Source organism: Rhizobium mongolense subsp. loessense (assembly GCF_900099775.1).
Classification (GTDB): Bacteria; Pseudomonadota; Alphaproteobacteria; order Rhizobiales; family Rhizobiaceae; genus Rhizobium; species Rhizobium loessense.
The window spans coordinates 278,879-295,320 of record NZ_FMTM01000007.1 but is presented as its reverse complement, the minus strand read 5'-3'; the positions used below and the strand labels follow the sequence as shown (position 1 = coordinate 295,320).

The following is a 16,442-nucleotide window of genomic DNA, read 5'->3' as shown; positions in this document are numbered from 1 at the left end:
TTGATCGGCTTGCGCATGCGCGAGCCGATAACGCCCCCGAACCGAACTCTGGTTGGTCTTCATGGCTAGTTCTGAAACACGCCTGGTCATTTTCGATTGTGACGGTGTCCTCGTCGATAGCGAGCCGATCTCCGTCAGCGTGCTCGTCGAGGCGATGAACGACCTTGGAGTGCCGATCACCGAGGAAGAGGTCTATGGGCGCTTCCTCGGCAAGAGCCTCGCGACCGTCATCGAAACGATGAAGAGCGAATATCAGGTGCATGCCGGCGACGAGTTTCTCGAGCGCATCCGTACCAATCTCTATGCGCGATTCAGGAAAGAACTGAGGCCGATCGAAGGCATAGGCGCAACGATCGACGCGCTCCACATCCCTTGCTGCGTCGCTTCGTCGAGCCAGGTCGAGCGCATCAGGCTGTCGCTCACCGTCACCGGCCTTATCGACAAGCTACCGAACATCTTCAGCGCCTCGATGGTGAAGAATGGAAAGCCGGCGCCGGATCTCTTCCTGCATGCGGCCCGCGAAATGCACGTCGATCCGAAGAACTGCGTCGTAATCGAAGATAGCCCTGCGGGGATTGAGGCAGCCAAAGCCGCAGGTATGACGGTCTTTGCCTTTACCGGCGGCTCGCATGCCAATTTTGCAGGTTATCGTGCCGAACTCGAGCGGCTTTCGCCGGAACGCGTGTTTGACGCAATGCCGGATTTGATACACCTTATCCAGAAACAAAAGCTGGATGGGGCTCACCCTTGATGCATGATCATGTGGTTGCGGTGGATGTCGGCACCGGCAGCGCGCGTGCCGGTGTGTTCGATGCCCGCGGTCGCCTGCTTGGAAAGGCCGAACATCCGATCATCATGAATAGGCCGCGTGAAAATCATGCCGAACATGATTCTGAAAACATCTGGTCTGCGGTCTGCATCGTCGTTCGCAAGGCGATGGAACAATCGGGCGCAGCCCCTGGGTCTGTCGGTGCGATCGGCTTCGACGGCACATGCTCGCTCGTCGTCCGCGATGTCGACGGTGGGCAGATCAGCGTCTCGACCGGGGGCGAGAGGCGCTTCGACACGATCGTCTGGCTCGACCATAGGGCGTTGAACGAAGCTGATTTCTGCACGGCAACCTGCCATGCGGTTCTCGATCATTCCGGGCATTTCATGTCACCGGAGATGGAGATGCCAAAACTGATGTGGCTGAAGAAGAAACTGCCTGGCACCTGGATGAATGCCGGTTATTTCTTCGATCTCGCCGACTTCATGACATGGAAAGCGACGGGCTCGCTTGCCCGTTCGCGCAGCACGCTGACGGCGAAGTGGAATTATCTGGCGCACAAGGAAACGGGCTGGCAGAGGGATTTTCTCGCGCAGATCGGTCTCGAAGACCTGCAGGAGCGCGGCCGTCTGCCCGACGAGACAGCACCGGTCGGCACTAGCGTCGGCACGCTCACCCAGGAGGCCGCATCGGCACTCGGGCTGACGACCGATTGCCACGTTTCGGCGGGCCTGATCGACGCCTATGCGGGCGCGCTTGGCACGCTTGCAGGCTACGCGGCCGACCCCGCGCAGCTGGAGCGTCAGTTGGCGCTCATTGCGGGAACCTCGAGCTGCATCATTTCGTTCTCCCGCGATCGAAAGCCAAGTCATGGCATGTGGGGACCTTACTACGAGGTCGTCTTTCAGGATTCGTGGCTTGTTGAAGCCGGTCAATCGGCGACGGGTGCGCTGCTCGAGCATATCGTGCGCATGCATGCTGCCGGGGGCGAGCCCACCGCCGCATTGCACCAGAAGATCGTCTCCCGCATTGCGCAATTGCGTGCCGAAGAAGGCGACGCGCTCGGTTCGCGCATCTTCGTGCTGCCGGATTTCCACGGCAACCGGTCGCCTCTTGCCGATCCGCACGCCGTCGGCACTATCAGCGGGCTGACGCTCGATACGTCATTCGACGGACTTTGTGCGCTCTACTGGCGCACCGCCGTCGGCATTGCGCTCGGCATCCGGCATATTCTCGAAAAGATGAAGGAATACGGTTATGTGCCGGACACGCTGCATGTTGCGGGCGGGCATGTGAAGAACCCCGTGCTGATGGAGCTTTATTCGGATGCGACAGGCTGCAGGGTCGTCGTTCCGAAGATGAACGAGGCGGTGCTGCTGGGCACCGCGATCGGGGCTTCCGTTGCCTGTGGCTTACATAAGGATCTCACGACGGCCGGCGTGGCAATGTATCCCGGGGGTGAAGAGCGTGCGCCGGACGCGACAAAGCAGGCTCTGTATGATCGCGAATACCGGCGGTTTCTCGCGATGTATCGCCATCGAGCCGAACTGGACGCGATAAGCTAGCGATTGCCGCTTTCTCCGAGAATGGTGCCGAATTCCGACATTCGCCGCCGGCGTTCGAGCGCCTCTTCGCCTGCGGCGGCAATGACGGATTCCGACAGACAGTCGAGAAGAGCGATCAGCGGAGGAAGGTTGTCCTCATCGGGCGAGCGGGCAGGCGGAAGGGCCAGCATGACGTTGGATTGGTCGGGCAGCCAGTCGCTGTTTTCCGTTGTGATCAGCACGACCTTGTAGCCATAGCGCCGCGCGGTTCGCGCCAACAGACGCGCTTTGCCGAAGCGTCGGCAATCGATGATGATCAGGAGGGCGCCTTCGCCACTCGGGCGAGCGAAGAGTTCGGCGAAGCGGTTTGCCGAACCGTCCAGTGCGTGGACGCCATCGCGGGACCGTGTCAGCCGGTGGGCGAAATGCGTTGCGAAGCCCGCGAGCCGTACATGCGTTGCAATGAAAACTTCGCGTGCCATGCCAATCATCGCGACCGCTTCGGCCCAGTGCGTCTGTGCTGTCAGATGGTAGATGTGGTGCAGCGCCTGGATCTGCTCGGTGACGAGCAAGGCAAGCGATTTTCCTTCCGAGGCATCGGTCTGCAACTCGTTGAGCGAATTTTGAAGTTGGACAGGAGAGGTGACTGCGGTTTCACGGAAATGGACTTTGACGCTGTCGAGACCCTGATAGCCGAGGGCGCGCAGAAAACGGCCAACCGTCATCGGGCTTAGATCGAGCCTGTCGGCCACGGAGGCAGCGGTCTCGAAGGGAAGGTCGTTCAGGTGTTCGGTAAAATACTTCGCAATTCTGCGCTCGGCCGGCGTGCCTGACTTCACATAGTGTCTGAGCTTCTGAACAAAGTCTTCCACATCAGCCTCCCTGACTTCCCAGAGGCAATTCGCGGATGCGCTATTGGCGAGACTTGCCGTTGCAACTATTTCCGGAAGCTGCGTCCTAGGCTCAAGTTTATATCGAATACTATAGACTATATATTATTGTGTTATTTTAGACAAGTTTTCCATCGTTGCATGTAGTTTTATTTCGACTTGCCGTCGGGCGTTGAGATTCCTACATGCGCAGATATAACCTGGAGATGCGAAGAATGATCCTCGATGCCGCTCGCCTTGCGTTTTTCAACCTGTTTGCACGGGAAACCCGGTCTGTTTTCTGGAAAGTTCTGGGGCTTACGATCCTGGTTCTCATTGGGCTCTGGTTCGTGCTGCGAAGCCTGTTCATGACTTTGCTGTTTCCGTGGATCGCGGGATTCTTTCCGGAAGTTCCGGATTGGGCCGGCTGGCTGAGCTTCGTCTTTGTCATTCTCGCAAGCATCGGTCTTGCCTTGGGCCTGGCGCTGATGCTGTCGCCCGTGACGGCGTTGATTGCCGGCCTTTTTCTTGATGACGTGGCGGAAGTGGTGGAGAAGCGGGATTATCCCGAGGATACCCCGGGAACGGCGATGCCGATCGGCCCGGCAATCGCGAGTTCACTCAAGTTCCTGGGCGTGGTGATCGCCGGCAATATTGTTGCCCTCCTCCTGCTCTTCATCCCGGGCGTGAACCTGATCGCCTTCTTCCTGGTGAACGGTTATCTGCTCGGTCGGGAATTCTTCGAATTCGCCGCCATGCGCTTCCGTTCGCCGGAGGAGGCCCGGCTCTTCAGGGCAAAACATGCTTCTACCGTCTTTGTCGGCGGTTTGGTGATCGCCGCTTTCCTGGCCATCCCCTTCCTCAATCTGCTGACGCCGCTTTTTGCGGCGGGCATGATGGTTCATCTCTATAAACTGATTTCCCAACGGGATCTCGGTTTTCACCGGTAGATCAGTTCGAGGAGGCCGAGGGTTCGCCTATTCGACGGCCTCGCCGATCACCTGCGGCGGCAGTTCGACCAGCGGCGCCGGTATGTCGCAGCTCTTTTCGGGCGATTTGCAGAGATCGGCGATCACGCAGCGCTCGCATTCCGGGCGGCGCGCCTTGCACGTGTAGCGGCCGTGCAGGATCAGCCAGTGGTGGGCATGATAAAGGTAGTGACTGGGGATCACCTTCATCAGGCGGTCCTCGACCTCGTCCGGTGTCTTTCCCGGCGCCAGCTTGATGCGATTGGCGATGCGGAAGATGTGCGTGTCCACCGCCATCGTCGCCTGGCCGAAGGCCATCGATAGAACCACGTTCGCTGTCTTGCGGCCGACGCCCGGCAGGCGCACGAGTTCCTCACGCTTTTGCGGAACCTCGCCGCCGAATTCGTCGACCAGCATTTGCGAGAGCGCCATGACGTTCTTCGCCTTGTTGCGGTAAAGGCCGATTGTCCTGATGTAGTCGCGAAGGCGTTCCTCACCGAGCGCCAACATCTTCTCCGGCGTATCTGCCACCTTGAAAAGCGCCCGCGTCGCCTTGTTGACACCGGCATCCGTCGCCTGGGCGGAGAGTGCCACGGCAACGACGAGCGTGAATGGATTGGTGTGTGCGAGTTCGCCTCTGGGTTCCGGCCGCTGGATCGAGAAGCGGCGGAATATCTCTTCGCGCTCGGCTTGCGAATACGCGGTGTGCACCGGGACGGCCTTGCGGCGGGTGATCACTTTCGAGTTTTGCGGTGATTTTCGGACGGATTTGAGTTTCGGTTCGGGCATCGACAATCTATACTCATCAGCCATGACGGAAAGCAACGCCGGGCGGGCGAACGAACAGCCTGTTTTTGCAGCCGAACTTTTCCCTTACCGGTCGCTCGGCCGCAAGGGTTTCAGGGTGCTGCTGCTGATTTCCGGTGCCGTCTGTTTCATCTATGGGATATTCTTCGTCGTTACCGGCGCTTGGCCGATCGGCTTCTTCTTCGGGCTGGATTTCGCTTTGCTCTACGGAGCCTTCTGGCTCAACTACCGCTCCGGCAGGGCGCGCGAGGAAGTGACCGTTTCGCGCACCGATGTCGCGATCCGCAAGTTCGCGCCCTCCGGACGCATGGTGGAGCATCACTTTAATCCCTTCTGGGCGCGTTTCCTTGTCCGCCGCCACCAGGAAATCGGCATTCTTTCCATGCATATTTTTGGCGAGGGCCGGCGGACGGATATCGGCTCCTTCCTCAATCCGGATGATCGCGAAAGCTTTGCCAAGGCCTTCAAAGGAGCGCTTGCGACAGTCAAGCAGCGTATCTAAACGTTGCGCAAGAAACGGGTGGCTTGCGGTCCTCCCCTTGACTATCTCCTTGTTACAAGGAGAAGAACGATGAATATGATCGCCAATCTGAACAGAGACACCACCCCGGAGGGGCCGGACTACGAGACCGTCCGCCAGGTCATCGAACTTATTACCGAGGACTATCGCGACCAGCCGTCGCTGGAGGCGATTGCCGCGCGGCTCAACCAGTCGCCGACGCAGCTTCAGAAGACGTTTACCCGCTGGGCCGGACTTTCGCCCAAGGCCTTCCTGCAGGCAGTTACGCTCGATCATGCCAAGCGGTTGCTGCGCCAGGAAGACATGCCGCTGCTTGAAACTTCGATCGAGGTAGGTCTTTCCGGTCCAAGCCGTCTTCACGATCTCTTCGTCACCCATGAGGCCATGTCGCCCGGTGAGTGGAAGGCAAAGGGCGGCGGCCTGACGATCCGCTACGGCTTCCACCAGTCTCCCTTCGGCGTCGCTCTGGTCATGGCCACCGATCGCGGCCTTGCAGGCCTTGCCTTCAGCGATCTTGGCGACGAGGCCGCCTGTTTCGAAGACATGACCTGCCGCTGGCCGAATGCCCAGTATGTCGAAGATCGGCAGGCAACCACGCCTTATGCAGAGCGCATCTTCGAGCCGGGAAAGTGGTCTGCAGACCAGCCGTTGCGCGTCGTGCTCATCGGCACGGATTTTCAGGTCCGCGTCTGGGAGAGCCTTTTGAAGATTCCGCTTGGCAAAGCGATGACTTATTCGGACATCGCTAAAGATATCGGCCAGCCGACGGCATCGCGTGCAGTCGGTGCTGCGATTGGACGCAATCCGATCTCCTTCGTTGTGCCATGCCACCGTGCGCTCGGGAAAAATGGCGACTTGACGGGCTATCATTGGGGACTCACACGCAAACGGGCGATACTGGGGTGGGAAGCCGGTCAGGCATGAGTTTCAGCTAGTTCGAGCAGTGCCTTTGCGGCGCTCTCGTCGGTGATCAGCGTGTTGCAGCCGATGCGCCGGATGGTGGCACGGATCGCGACGGCGCGGTGTGCGCCCCCTGAAGAGAGCACGATGTGCCGTGCCTTCTTCAGGGTGTCCAGATCGACCGACATCACGCGGCTGTTGATCGAGTGATCGACGGTGTTGCCGTCCTTGTCCAGAAAATTGAACATCGTGTCGCAGACGCAGCCGGCCTCGATCAGCTGCTGCAACTCCGCCTTGGAAATCCAGCCTTCCGACAAAGATGTCGAATGCGGGCCGATGTCGCCGCAGCTGACGATCGCAAGATCAAGATCTTCCGCCAGCCGGTAGATCGTGTCCAGTCCGCATTTCTCGATCAGATTGCGCTTCGTCTCGACCGAATCCACGAGCAGCGGCGAGAGGAACATGTAGCACTCGGCGCCAAGTTGGCTTGCCAGCCGCCATGTATAGTCGATGGGGTTTGTCTGGTGCACCGCGACGATGCCGCCGAGCAGCGAGACGACCTTACAATTGGTGCGGCGGGGCGGCCGGAAGCTCGAAAGCGAAGCCGTCATCGTGCGTCCCCAGCCGACACCGATCGTATAGTCGTCGGGGATCGCCTCGGACAGGAACTGGCCGAGCGCGAGCCCGACGCTCTTTGCGAGACTATCGACGTCGGAACTGACGGGAGCGGGGACAACGATTGCCTCGTCGAGCCCGTAGGCGCGCTCCAGCTTCACGGAAAGCTCGACGCAGTCGCCGATCGAATCGTTGATCCAGATCTGCACCTCGCTGCGCTTCATGGCCTCGTCGAGCAAGCGGATGACCGTCGTGCGGCTTATGCCAAGCTGCTCGGCGACGTCCTTCTGCGTCAGGCCCTGATTGTAGTAGAGCCACGCGGCGCGTAGCCTCAGCGAGGAGGCTTCTGAGTAAGCCGTGTGCGTGCCGCGTTTCAGCTTGACCACATCTTCTCCTCATTGAGTTTCACCCTACTTGCATCCTTGCATCCGAGGCGAAAAAAGCAGGGCAATTTTCCTTGTCCTGGCGATAATGACGGGCGTGACACTTATGTCAATTGAAATGCACAAATGTCCTTGACTTTCTCTTTTCGGAATGGCGATAGTCATTCCCGACACAGTCGTTCGTCCGAAGAGGACAATGTGCGGGCACATGGGAAGGCACGCGTTTTCGCCTGCAGCAAACTCATCTGTCTGTAGACTACCTCATTGCCGGGCGGAGCTCGCGCCGGTCCGCAGCTCAAGTTAGCAGTTCGAGTTCACAAGGGATTTTGACCATGACAACCAAGCTTGACCAACTCCGCGACATGACCACGGTCGTCGCCGATACCGGCGATATCGAGGCTGTCGCCCGACTGAAGCCGGTGGATTGCACGACCAATCCGACCATCGTATTGAAGGCGCTCGGAACGCCGATGTTTGCCGATGCGATCAAGGAAGCCGTCTCCTGGGGCAAGAAGCAGGGCGGAAACAGCGATGCGGTTGCAGCAGCCGTCGCCGATCGTCTTGCGATTTCCGTTGGCGCCGCCTTGTCGAAACTCGTGCCGGGTCGCGTATCGACCGAGGTCGATGCTGACCTTTCTTTCGACACTGAAGCATCAATCGCCAAGGCGCGCGGCATCATCGCCTCCTACAAGGAGCGCGGCATCGAGCGCGATCGCATTCTGATCAAGCTCGCCTCGACCTGGGAAGGCATCCGCGCCGCGGAAGTACTGCAGAAGGAGGGCATCGACTGCAACCTGACGCTTCTCTTTTCCAAGGCCCAGGCCATTGCCTGCGCCGATGCGAAGGCTTTTCTGATCTCGCCCTTCGTCGGCCGCATCCTCGACTGGTACAAGAAGTCCACCGGCAAGGATTACACTGCGGAAGAGGATCCGGGCGTTCAGTCTGTCCGTGACATCTACAATTACTACAAGGCGCATGACATCAGCACGATCGTCATGGGCGCCTCGTTCCGCAACGCCGGTGAAATCGAAGCACTGGCCGGTTGCGACCGCCTGACCATCAGCCCGGCGCTGCTCGACGAACTCGCCAACGATCAGGGCACACTGGTCCGCAAGCTCTCACCGGACACGAAGAAGGCCGAGCCGAAGATCGAAATCGACGAGAAGACCTTCCGCTGGATGATGAACGAAGATGCGATGGCAACCGAAAAGCTTGCCGAAGGCATTCGCGCCTTCGCCAAGGACCTGACGGCGCTTCGCACGATGGTACAGAAGGAATTGCAGCTCGCTGCTGCCTGACGTCTTCATAGAAACGGTTGAAAGGCGCGGTTGCCAATGGCGGCCGCGCCTTTTTCGTGCTGGTATCAATGGCATAAAGCCTGAGGAAAGACATGGCGGGTGACGATAAGCGCAGTTCGATAATGACCTATGCCGTCCGGCATTTGAGCATCATCATTGCTTTCATCGCGGGCTTGGTAGTTTTCGTGCTTCTCACCTCCCGGGATGTGAACGCCAAGAATGTGCTGGTCGGCTGGAACGTGACGGCCATCGTCTTTACGTGTGTCAGTTGGCGAAGGATGCTTCGGGCGACAGTCGCAGATATCAGGAAACGAGCGGAGGATCTGGATTTTTCCGACACGTTCGTACTCTTCCTGTCGATCGCGGCCGCGCTCGCAAGCATTGCTGGCATTGGGCTCGAGCTGCATTCCGTGAAAGAAGCGCCACCCGATGTCGCCTTCGCCAGAGCCTGCGCGGCGGTGGTCACGATCCTGGTTTCCTGGGTTTTCCTCCACACGCTCTTCACCATCCATTACGCCCATCGATTTTACCGTGGACCTGACAAGGGCGAGGGCCTGATTTTTCCGGACAGGATCGAAGAACCTGTCTATTGGGACTTCCTCTACTTCTCATTCACGATCGGCGTCGCGGCGCAGACCGCTGATGTTGCCGTCTCCACCATGACGATGCGCAAGATCGCCCTGCTTCATGCAGTGCTGTCGTTTCTCTTCAATACGACGATCCTGGCACTCGCGATCAATGTCGGAGCGAGCCTGCTTTAGGCAAGCCACGCTGCTGTTAGAGAACCGCTTGGCCGGCGATCAGCGCCAGGATCAGGAAAATCAGGAAGATGACGAGGGCGATGCCGAAAAGGACACGCGCGATCGTTGCGGTGGCGGCTGAGATGCCGGAAAAACCGAAGAACCCGGCAACCAGCGAAATGACGAGAAATATGAGAGCCCATTTGAGCATGGATGTTTCCTCTGCGTCGGATACACAAGAGGACGCAGGAAAGACCAAATTGTTCCGCCGCAGGTGCCTGCGACGGTCTTGATCACAACTGAGGCTGGTCAGAATGACTCAACCATGATTGATCATCACGTGCCGGACGGCGGTGTAATCCTCTAGCGCATAGACCGACATATCCTTGCCGTAGCCGGACTGCTTGAGACCGCCATGCGGCATTTCGTTGACCAGCATGAAATGCGTGTTGATCCAAGTGCAGCCATATTGCAGCCGCGCGGCCGTCTTCATGCCGCAGCTGATGTCCTTGGTCCAGACGGAGGAGGCAAGGCCATAGTCGCTGTCGTTCGCCCAAGCGACGGCCTCCTCGACGTCGGTGAAGCGTGTCACGGAGACGACCGGGCCGAAGACTTCGCGGCGGACGATCTCGTCATCCTGCGTGGCACCGGCGATGACGGTTGGAGTGAAGAAGAAGCCCTTGTCGCCAGAGGTCTTGCCGCCTGTAGTAATTTCCATGTGCTTGTGCTCGGCAGCGCGGGTAACGAAGCTTTCGACGCGGTCGCGCTGGCGCTTGGAGATCAACGGGCCGATCTCGTTTTCAGTGTCCTCGGCCTGGTTGAACTTAATCGAGGAAACCGCCGAGGAGAGATCGGCGACGAACCTGTCGTAGACCTTGGCGTCAGCATAGATACGGCAGGCGGCGGTGCAGTCCTGGCCGGCGTTGTAGTAACCGAAGGTGCGGATGCCTGCGACGACCGCATCGATATCGGCGTCCTCGAAGACAATGACGGGGGCCTTGCCGCCAAGTTCCAGATGCGTGCGCTTGACGGACTTGGCGGCCGCCTGCAGCACCTTCTTGCCGGTCGCGACATCGCCGGTGATCGAGACCATGCCGATCTTCGGGTGGTTGATCAGCGCATTGCCGACACTTTCTCCGCGACCGAGGATGACGTTGACGACGCCCTCGGGCAGGATGTCAGCGAGCAGCTTCGCCATCTTCAGAGCCGTCAGCGGCGTTTGTTCGGAAGGCTTGAAGACCACGGTGTTGCCGCCGGCGATCGCGGGTGCCAGCTTCCAGGCCATCATCATCAGTGGATAATTCCAAGGCGCGATCGAGCCGACGATACCGATTGCGTCGCGGCGGATCATCGAGGTGTGACCAGGCAGGTATTCGCCGGAGACCGGACCGTGCAGGTTGCGGACAGCGCCCGCGAAGAAACGGTAGCAATCGACGATCGCCGGGATTTCATCGTTGAGCACGGCGTTGATCGGCTTGCCGCAGTTCAGTGCTTCGAGCGTGGCAAAGCTCTGTCGGTCTTTTTCTATGGCATCGGCGATCTTCAGCAGGTAGCCGGAGCGTTCGGCGGGTGTCGTCTGCGACCAGCTCTTGAAAGCCCTCCCGGCGGCTTCCACAGCGGCATCGATCTGGCCGAACGAGGCTTCCGGCAGATTGAGCACCGTCTCACCCGTCTTCGGGTTCAGGATGTGCTCTTCCGTTTCCGTGCCCGTTTCGAAGCGGGATCCAATCAGCATCTGGGTGTCCATGATGTTCTCCCTTTTATTTGCCGGCTCCGGCGATTTGGTCGCCGTCGCGGGTGAGGTAGTAGGCTGCCAGGATCGGCAGGAAGGTGACGAGCACGACGGCCATGGCGACCACGTTGGTGACCGGGCGTTGGCGCGGGCGGATGAGTTCTTCGAGCATCCAGATCGGCAGCGTCGATTGCTGGCCGCCGGTGAAGGTGGTGACGATGACTTCGTCGAAGGAGAGCGCGAAGGCAAGCATGCCGCCGGCAAGCAGCGCGGTGCCGATATTCGGCAGGATGACGTGCCGGAAAGTCTGGAAGCCGTCGGCGCCGAGGTCCATCGAAGCTTCGATCAATGAACCGGAGGTACGGCGGAAGCGGGCGACAGCATTGTTGTAGACGACCACGACGCAGAAGGTGGCGTGGCCAAGCACGATCGTCCAGACCGAGAACGGGATGTCGAACAGGCTGAAGGCCGAGCGCAGCGCAATGCCGGTGATGATACCGGGAAGGGCGATCGGCAGAATGACGAGCAAAGAGATGACCTCGCGGCCGAAGAACTTCGTCTGGCTGACGGCGGCAGCACAAAGCGTGCCGAGCACCAGGGCGATAGCGGTGGCGATGCAGGCGACTTGCACAGAAAGGCCGAGGGCTGCCCAGACATCAGGCCGGTTCCAGGCCACGTTGAACCACTGCGTCGTCAGTCCCGGCGGCGGCCACTGGTAGCTCTTCTCCTCGGTGGTGAAGGCATAGACGAAGATCAGCAGGATCGGCAGATGCAGGAAAAGCAGGCCGCTCGCGGCTGCGATCTTCAGGGAGAGAGGGGGGCGGTTTCCACGGTCAGAGCGCATCGAAAGCCCCCTGTTTTTTTGCAAGCCAGAGATAGATGGCCATGATGACGATCGGCACGACGGAGAAGGCGGCGGCGAGCGGCACGTTACCGGCGGTGCCCTGCTGCGCATAGACCGCCTGGCCGATGAAGAGCCGGGAAGAACCGATGATCTGCGGGATAATGTAATCGCCGAGGGTCAGCGAGAAGGTGAAGATGGAGCCGGCGACGATGCCGGGCAGCGCCAGCGGGAACAGCACTGTGCGGAAGGTCTGGCCCGGCGTGGCGCCGAGATCCGAGGCAGCCTCGATCAGGTTTGCAGGCACGCGCTCGAGAGCGGCCTGCGTCGGCAGGATCATGTAGGGAAGCCAGATATAGACGAAAACGACGAAGGTGCCGAGATAGCTCACCGAAAGCGAATTGCCGCCGACGACCGGTAGCGCGAGAATGCCGTCGAGCAGCCACGAGAGATGCAGCCTGGCGAAAATCCATGTGAGGATGCCTTCCTTGGCGAGGATCAGCTTCCAGGCGTAAACCTTGACGAGATAGCTCGACCAGAGCGGCAGCATGACGCCGAGATAGAAAAACGCCTTCCACTTTCCCTGCGCATAGCGCGCAGCGTAGTAGGCAATTGGGAAAGCGATGACGGCGGATGCGATCGTCACCATGACTGCCATGACGACGGTGCGGACGATGATGTCGAAATTGGTGGGGTTCAGAAGCTCAGCATAGGTCGCGAGCGTGAACTCGTAATTGATCAAGCCGGAGAAATCGTCGATCGAGAAGAAACTCTGCAGCAGCAGTGCGATCAGCGAGCCGATATAGATGATGCCGAGCCAAAGCAGCGGCGGCGTCAGCATCAGTAAAAGCAGTAGCGTCGGATGGCGCCAGAAGGCGTCCGACAATCCACCGAAGAAACCGCCGCGGCCCGGCAAGATGGAGGTCGTAACGCCAGGTTTTGTCAGGGCGAGCGCTGTCATGCTGCATCATCCATGTAATGCACGTCGGCCGGCTGCCACGCGAGGCGCACGCTGGCGCCGATATCCGGCACATTGGCGCCTGCGGGTAGTGTGACATGCAGGTGCGTGCCCCTCATGCTGACCGTCAGGCGATACGCGGCGCCAAGGAAACTGGTGTTTTCGACCGCCGCCTCCATGCCATCGCCGGAGAGATGGATCGCTTCGGGGCGCAGGCTTGCCCAGCGCTTTTCGCCGCCGAGCGACGTCATTACATCTGGCGCGATGATATTCGAGGAACCAACGAAATCGGCGACAAAGCGTGTCTTCGGACGGCGGTAGATATCCTGCGGCGTACCCTCCTGCACGATGCCGCCGTTGTTGAAGACGGCGACGCGGTCTGCCATGGAGAGCGCCTCGCCCTGGTCGTGGGTGACAAAGACGAAGGTGATGCCGAGTGCGCGCTGAAGGCTCTTCAATTCTTCCTGCATCTGCTCCCGCAGCTTCAGATCAAGCGCGCCAAGCGGCTCGTCAAGCAGCAGGACCTTCGGCTTGTTGACGAGAGCGCGGGCGAGTGCCACGCGCTGCCGCTGGCCGCCGGAGAGCTGGCCGGGGCGGCGGGCGCCGTAGCCCGGAAGTTTCACCAGTTCCAGCGCCTGCTCGGCCGCCCTCGTGCGCTCTGCCTTACCGATGCCCTTGACCATCAGCCCGTAGGCAACGTTGTCGAGGATGTTCAGATGCGGGAAGAGCGCGTAGTCCTGGAAGACGGTGTTGACGTTGCGGCGGTAGGGCGGGACACCGCCTGCCGTTTCTCCGAAAATCTCGATATGCCCATCCGTTGGCTGTTCGAAGCCGGCGATCAGACGCAGGCAGGTCGTCTTTCCCGAGCCCGACGGACCGAGCATCGCGAAGAACTCGCCTGGTGCGATTTCGAGATCGACGCCGTCGACGGCGCGAACCTGGCCGAAATGACGCGAAACCTGCTGGAAACGGACGGCGGGTGTCATTGGGGTCTCCGAGTTATACATGATGCCCCTCATTCTCCCTGCCGGGCACCTTCTCCCGGCAAGCGCGGGGAAGGGGACTCGCGGCGATGCTTTCGCCCTTTGGGGCGTTTCGGATAGCGGCGGGAGGTCTTGGGGCATGTCCCCTCTCCCTGCGTGTGGGAGAGGGTTAGGGGCAATCATTCTGCCTGGGTTTTGACTACCGCCCGCCGATCACGCCGATATAGTCGGACACCCAGCGATGATACGGCACGCATTCACTCTGCGTCGTACATTTGGCAACAGGCGTCTTCCAGAATTTGATCTTGTCGAAGTGGTCGAAACCGTTGGTGGTGCATCCGGTATCGGTCAACAGTTCGTTGCCCTTGCATGCTGCCGGAACGGAGGGGACGGCGCCGAACCAGGCGGCGGCATCACCCTGGACCTTGGCGGACAGGGAATGCTCCATCCACATATAGGCGCAGTTCGGATGCTCGCTGTCGGCGTGAAGCATTGTCGTGTCGGCCCAGCCGGTGACGCCTTCCTCGGGGAAGGTCGAGGCGATCTTCTGCTTCTCGGCCTGCATCAGGTTCACCTGGAACGGCCAGGAGCCGGATGCGACGACCCCTTCGTTCTTGAAGTCGTCGATCTGGATCATCGCGTCATGCCAGTAGCGGGAGACGAGCTTGCGCTGGCCGCGCAGCAGATCGAGAGCTGCCTTATACTGGTCTTCATTGAGTTCGTAGGGATCCTTGATGCCGAGATCGGGCTTGTGGGCCATCAGATACATGGCAGCATCGGCGACGTAGATCGGCCCGTCATAGGCTTGGACGCGGCCCTTGTTGGACTTGCCATCAGGCAGCGTTTCTTCTTCAAATACCACCTTCCAGCTGGTCGGGGCCTTATCCTTGAATACATCGGTGTTGTACATCAAAACGTTCGGCCCCCACAGATAGGGCACGCCGTAGTGGACGCCGCCGACCGTATGCCACGGAGCGTTCTGTAAGCGTTCATCGAGGTTTTTGAAGCTCGGAATGAGATCGGTATTGATCGGCTGCACGCGCTTGCCGGCAACGAGACGCAGCGAAGCATCGCCCGAAGCAGTGACGAGATCGAAGCCACCTTCGTTCATCAGCGCTACCATTTCATCCGAGGTCGCCGCGGTCTTCACGGAAACCTTGCAGCCGGTCTTCTTTTCAAAATCGGTAACCCAGTCGTAATTCTTGTCGGTTTCGCCGCGCTCGATATAGCCGGCCCAGGCGACGATGCTGACCGCACCCTCACCCTTGTCCAAGGCCTTCAACGGCTCGGCAGCAGCAACCTGCGTCACGAAGCTCAAGCTTGCGAGGGCAGCAGTGCACGATTTCAGAAGGTACTTCATCGTCTGTCTCCCGGTTTGCGCCGCTTGTTGCGGCATTTTGTTCCCGGCTAAAAGGTGCGCTGAAATATCCGGTTTCGCAAATTCATTTATCAGAAAGGCGGTATCGGAAATTCCGATATCGTCATCGCGCACGGCCGGATCGCATCGCTTCCGCAATGCCGACGAAATCTCGCGCCGCTTGCGGCAGGCTGGAACCCTTGCGCCAGACCATGCCGACCTGAACGACTGGCAATGAACCGGAGACATCGCGGCTTTCGATCCGGTCGCCTTCCAGCGACCAGGGGCGGTAGACGAGTTCGGGAAGCAGCGCGACGCCGGCGCCTGTTGCAACGAGACTGCGCACGGCCTCCACCGACCGGGTGCGAAAGGCGACATGCGGGCGAGCGCCGAGCGCAGACAGTAGCTTGCCGGTGTTCTCCTCGATCTCATCGACCGTCAGCATGATCAGCGGCTCGCGGGCGATGTCGGCAACCGAGATGATGTCAGCGGAAACCAACGGGTGGCCCATCGGCAGCCAGAGACGATAGGGCGAGGTTTCGAGGATCTCCGCCTGCAGCGCCATGCGGTCGCGCAGATTAGAGATCACCATGACCGCGACATCGAGCTCACCGCCGACCAGCAGATGCTCCAGATAGCCGCCATTGTCTTCGATTGCACTCACCTCCACACCGGGGCAGGCGCGGCGGTATCGCGCCAGAAGATCGGAGAGAACATAGCCTGCGACCAGCGAGGTGACGCCGATATTCAATGTGCCGGAAAGAGCGCTTTGCAGGCCGGAAAAACTGGCGCGGGCATCGGAGACGCTGGCTAGAATTTTTGTCGCATGCCGGAGGAACTGGTGACCGTTGTGCGTGACCGTCAGGCCGCGCGGGTGGCGTTCGAAGAGTTCGACGCCGAGGTCGGTTTCCAGTTCCTTCAGCGCTTCTGTGACCGAGGATTGCGAGATCGAAAGATTCTGCGCTGCGCGCGTCACCGAACCCTGCTCGGCAACGGCAACGAAATACTGGATCTGGCGAAGGGTGAAGGCCATGCGTGTTTTTAGAGCACGGTCAAACGGATCATGGCAAGCACAACGGGTGGCGGACCTTTTTTGGTCTTTAGCCCGAATTGGTATGTTTCTCGAAAGACCACTTAAGCATTCCGAAACGTCGTTTG

General features: G+C 59.7%; 17 protein-coding genes. 7 read left to right on the top strand and 10 right to left on the bottom strand.

Annotation, left to right across the window (positions count from 1 at the left end; genetic code table 11):
• Window positions 1–61 precede the first annotated feature (61 nt).
• Together BLP23_RS22515 and BLP23_RS22510 are read left to right on the top strand one after the other, a co-directional pair.
• On the top strand, window positions 62–751 hold the full coding sequence (locus BLP23_RS22515; RefSeq protein WP_092587068.1) for an HAD family hydrolase: 690 nt from the start codon (window positions 62–64) through the stop codon (window positions 749–751).
• Window positions 751–2,334, top strand: coding sequence for an FGGY-family carbohydrate kinase (locus BLP23_RS22510; RefSeq protein ID WP_092587000.1), 1,584 nt, complete (start codon window positions 751–753; stop codon window positions 2,332–2,334). Before BLP23_RS22515 ends, BLP23_RS22510 begins: the two co-directional genes overlap by 1 nt.
• Here BLP23_RS22510 and BLP23_RS22505 read toward each other — a convergent pair.
• Window positions 2,331–3,185, bottom strand: a complete 855-nt coding sequence (locus BLP23_RS22505; RefSeq protein ID WP_022715964.1) for a MurR/RpiR family transcriptional regulator — start codon at window positions 3,183–3,185, stop codon at window positions 2,331–2,333. The genes BLP23_RS22510 and BLP23_RS22505 overlap by 4 nt on opposite strands.
• 233 nt (window positions 3,186–3,418) lie before the next feature.
• Here BLP23_RS22505 and BLP23_RS22500 point away from each other — a divergent pair, with 233 nt between their 5' ends.
• Entirely contained in the window at window positions 3,419–4,132 is a 714-nt protein-coding gene (locus BLP23_RS22500; RefSeq protein ID WP_092586999.1) for a sulfate transporter family protein, read from the top strand.
• 27 nt (window positions 4,133–4,159) lie between these two features.
• Here the strand turns inward: BLP23_RS22500 and nth are convergent, their stop codons facing one another.
• Window positions 4,160–4,963 carry an endonuclease III gene (gene nth, locus BLP23_RS22495; RefSeq protein WP_208603184.1) on the bottom strand — a complete coding sequence of 268 codons (804 nt, stop codon included), beginning with the start codon at window positions 4,961–4,963 and terminating at the stop codon, window positions 4,160–4,162.
• On the opposite strand from nth, the gene BLP23_RS22490 reads away from it, so the two are divergent.
• Together BLP23_RS22490 and BLP23_RS22485 are read left to right on the top strand one after the other, a co-directional pair.
• Entirely contained in the window at window positions 4,962–5,459 is a 498-nt protein-coding gene (locus BLP23_RS22490; protein WP_074070441.1) for a DUF2244 domain-containing protein, read from the top strand. The genes nth and BLP23_RS22490 overlap by 2 nt on opposite strands.
• 69 nt (window positions 5,460–5,528) lie before the next feature.
• Window positions 5,529–6,401 (top strand): methylated-DNA--[protein]-cysteine S-methyltransferase, encoded by an 873-nt coding sequence (locus BLP23_RS22485; protein WP_092586997.1) that lies wholly within the window; start codon window positions 5,529–5,531, stop codon window positions 6,399–6,401.
• Here the strand turns inward: BLP23_RS22485 and BLP23_RS22480 are convergent.
• Window positions 6,392–7,378: a sugar-binding transcriptional regulator gene (locus BLP23_RS22480; protein ID WP_092586996.1), complete on the bottom strand. Its 987-nt coding sequence runs from the start codon at window positions 7,376–7,378 to the stop codon at window positions 6,392–6,394. The two genes, BLP23_RS22485 and BLP23_RS22480, sit on opposite strands and share 10 nt — an antisense overlap.
• Before the next feature lie 329 nt (window positions 7,379–7,707).
• Between BLP23_RS22480 and tal the strand changes: the two genes are divergently transcribed.
• Both tal and BLP23_RS22470 read left to right on the top strand, forming a co-directional pair.
• On the top strand, window positions 7,708–8,673 hold the full coding sequence (gene tal, locus BLP23_RS22475) for a transaldolase (protein ID WP_092586995.1): 966 nt from the start codon (window positions 7,708–7,710) through the stop codon (window positions 8,671–8,673).
• A gap of 92 nt (window positions 8,674–8,765) precedes the next feature.
• On the top strand, window positions 8,766–9,434 hold the full coding sequence (locus BLP23_RS22470) for a DUF1345 domain-containing protein (protein ID WP_092586994.1): 669 nt from the start codon (window positions 8,766–8,768) through the stop codon (window positions 9,432–9,434).
• A gap of 16 nt (window positions 9,435–9,450) precedes the next feature.
• On the opposite strand, the gene BLP23_RS22465 is transcribed toward BLP23_RS22470, so the two are convergent.
• The 7 genes from BLP23_RS22465 to BLP23_RS22435 form a co-directional block, all read right to left on the bottom strand.
• A complete protein-coding gene (locus BLP23_RS22465; protein ID WP_022715956.1) occupies window positions 9,451–9,624 on the bottom strand; it encodes a DUF1328 domain-containing protein in 174 nt (57 codons plus the stop codon).
• A 108-nt stretch (window positions 9,625–9,732) separates the two neighbouring features.
• Window positions 9,733–11,160 (bottom strand): gamma-aminobutyraldehyde dehydrogenase, encoded by a 1,428-nt coding sequence (locus tag BLP23_RS22460; protein WP_092586993.1) that lies wholly within the window; start codon window positions 11,158–11,160, stop codon window positions 9,733–9,735.
• 13 nt (window positions 11,161–11,173) lie between these two features.
• Complete coding sequence (locus BLP23_RS22455) at window positions 11,174–11,989, bottom strand: ABC transporter permease (RefSeq protein WP_092586992.1); 816 nt, start codon at window positions 11,987–11,989, stop codon at window positions 11,174–11,176.
• A complete protein-coding gene (locus tag BLP23_RS22450) occupies window positions 11,979–12,947 on the bottom strand; it encodes an ABC transporter permease (protein ID WP_092586991.1) in 969 nt (322 codons plus the stop codon). Before BLP23_RS22450 ends, BLP23_RS22455 begins: the two co-directional genes overlap by 11 nt.
• A complete protein-coding gene (locus BLP23_RS22445; RefSeq protein ID WP_092586990.1) occupies window positions 12,944–13,930 on the bottom strand; it encodes an ABC transporter ATP-binding protein in 987 nt (328 codons plus the stop codon). The genes BLP23_RS22450 and BLP23_RS22445 overlap by 4 nt, the downstream gene beginning before the upstream one ends.
• A gap of 196 nt (window positions 13,931–14,126) precedes the next feature.
• Window positions 14,127–15,287 carry an ABC transporter substrate-binding protein gene (locus tag BLP23_RS22440; RefSeq protein WP_092587067.1) on the bottom strand — a complete coding sequence of 387 codons (1,161 nt, stop codon included), beginning with the start codon at window positions 15,285–15,287 and terminating at the stop codon, window positions 14,127–14,129.
• Between the two features lie 121 nt (window positions 15,288–15,408).
• Window positions 15,409–16,317, bottom strand: a complete 909-nt coding sequence (locus tag BLP23_RS22435) for a LysR family transcriptional regulator (RefSeq protein ID WP_092586989.1) — start codon at window positions 16,315–16,317, stop codon at window positions 15,409–15,411.
• Window positions 16,318–16,442: the final 125 nt, after the last annotated feature.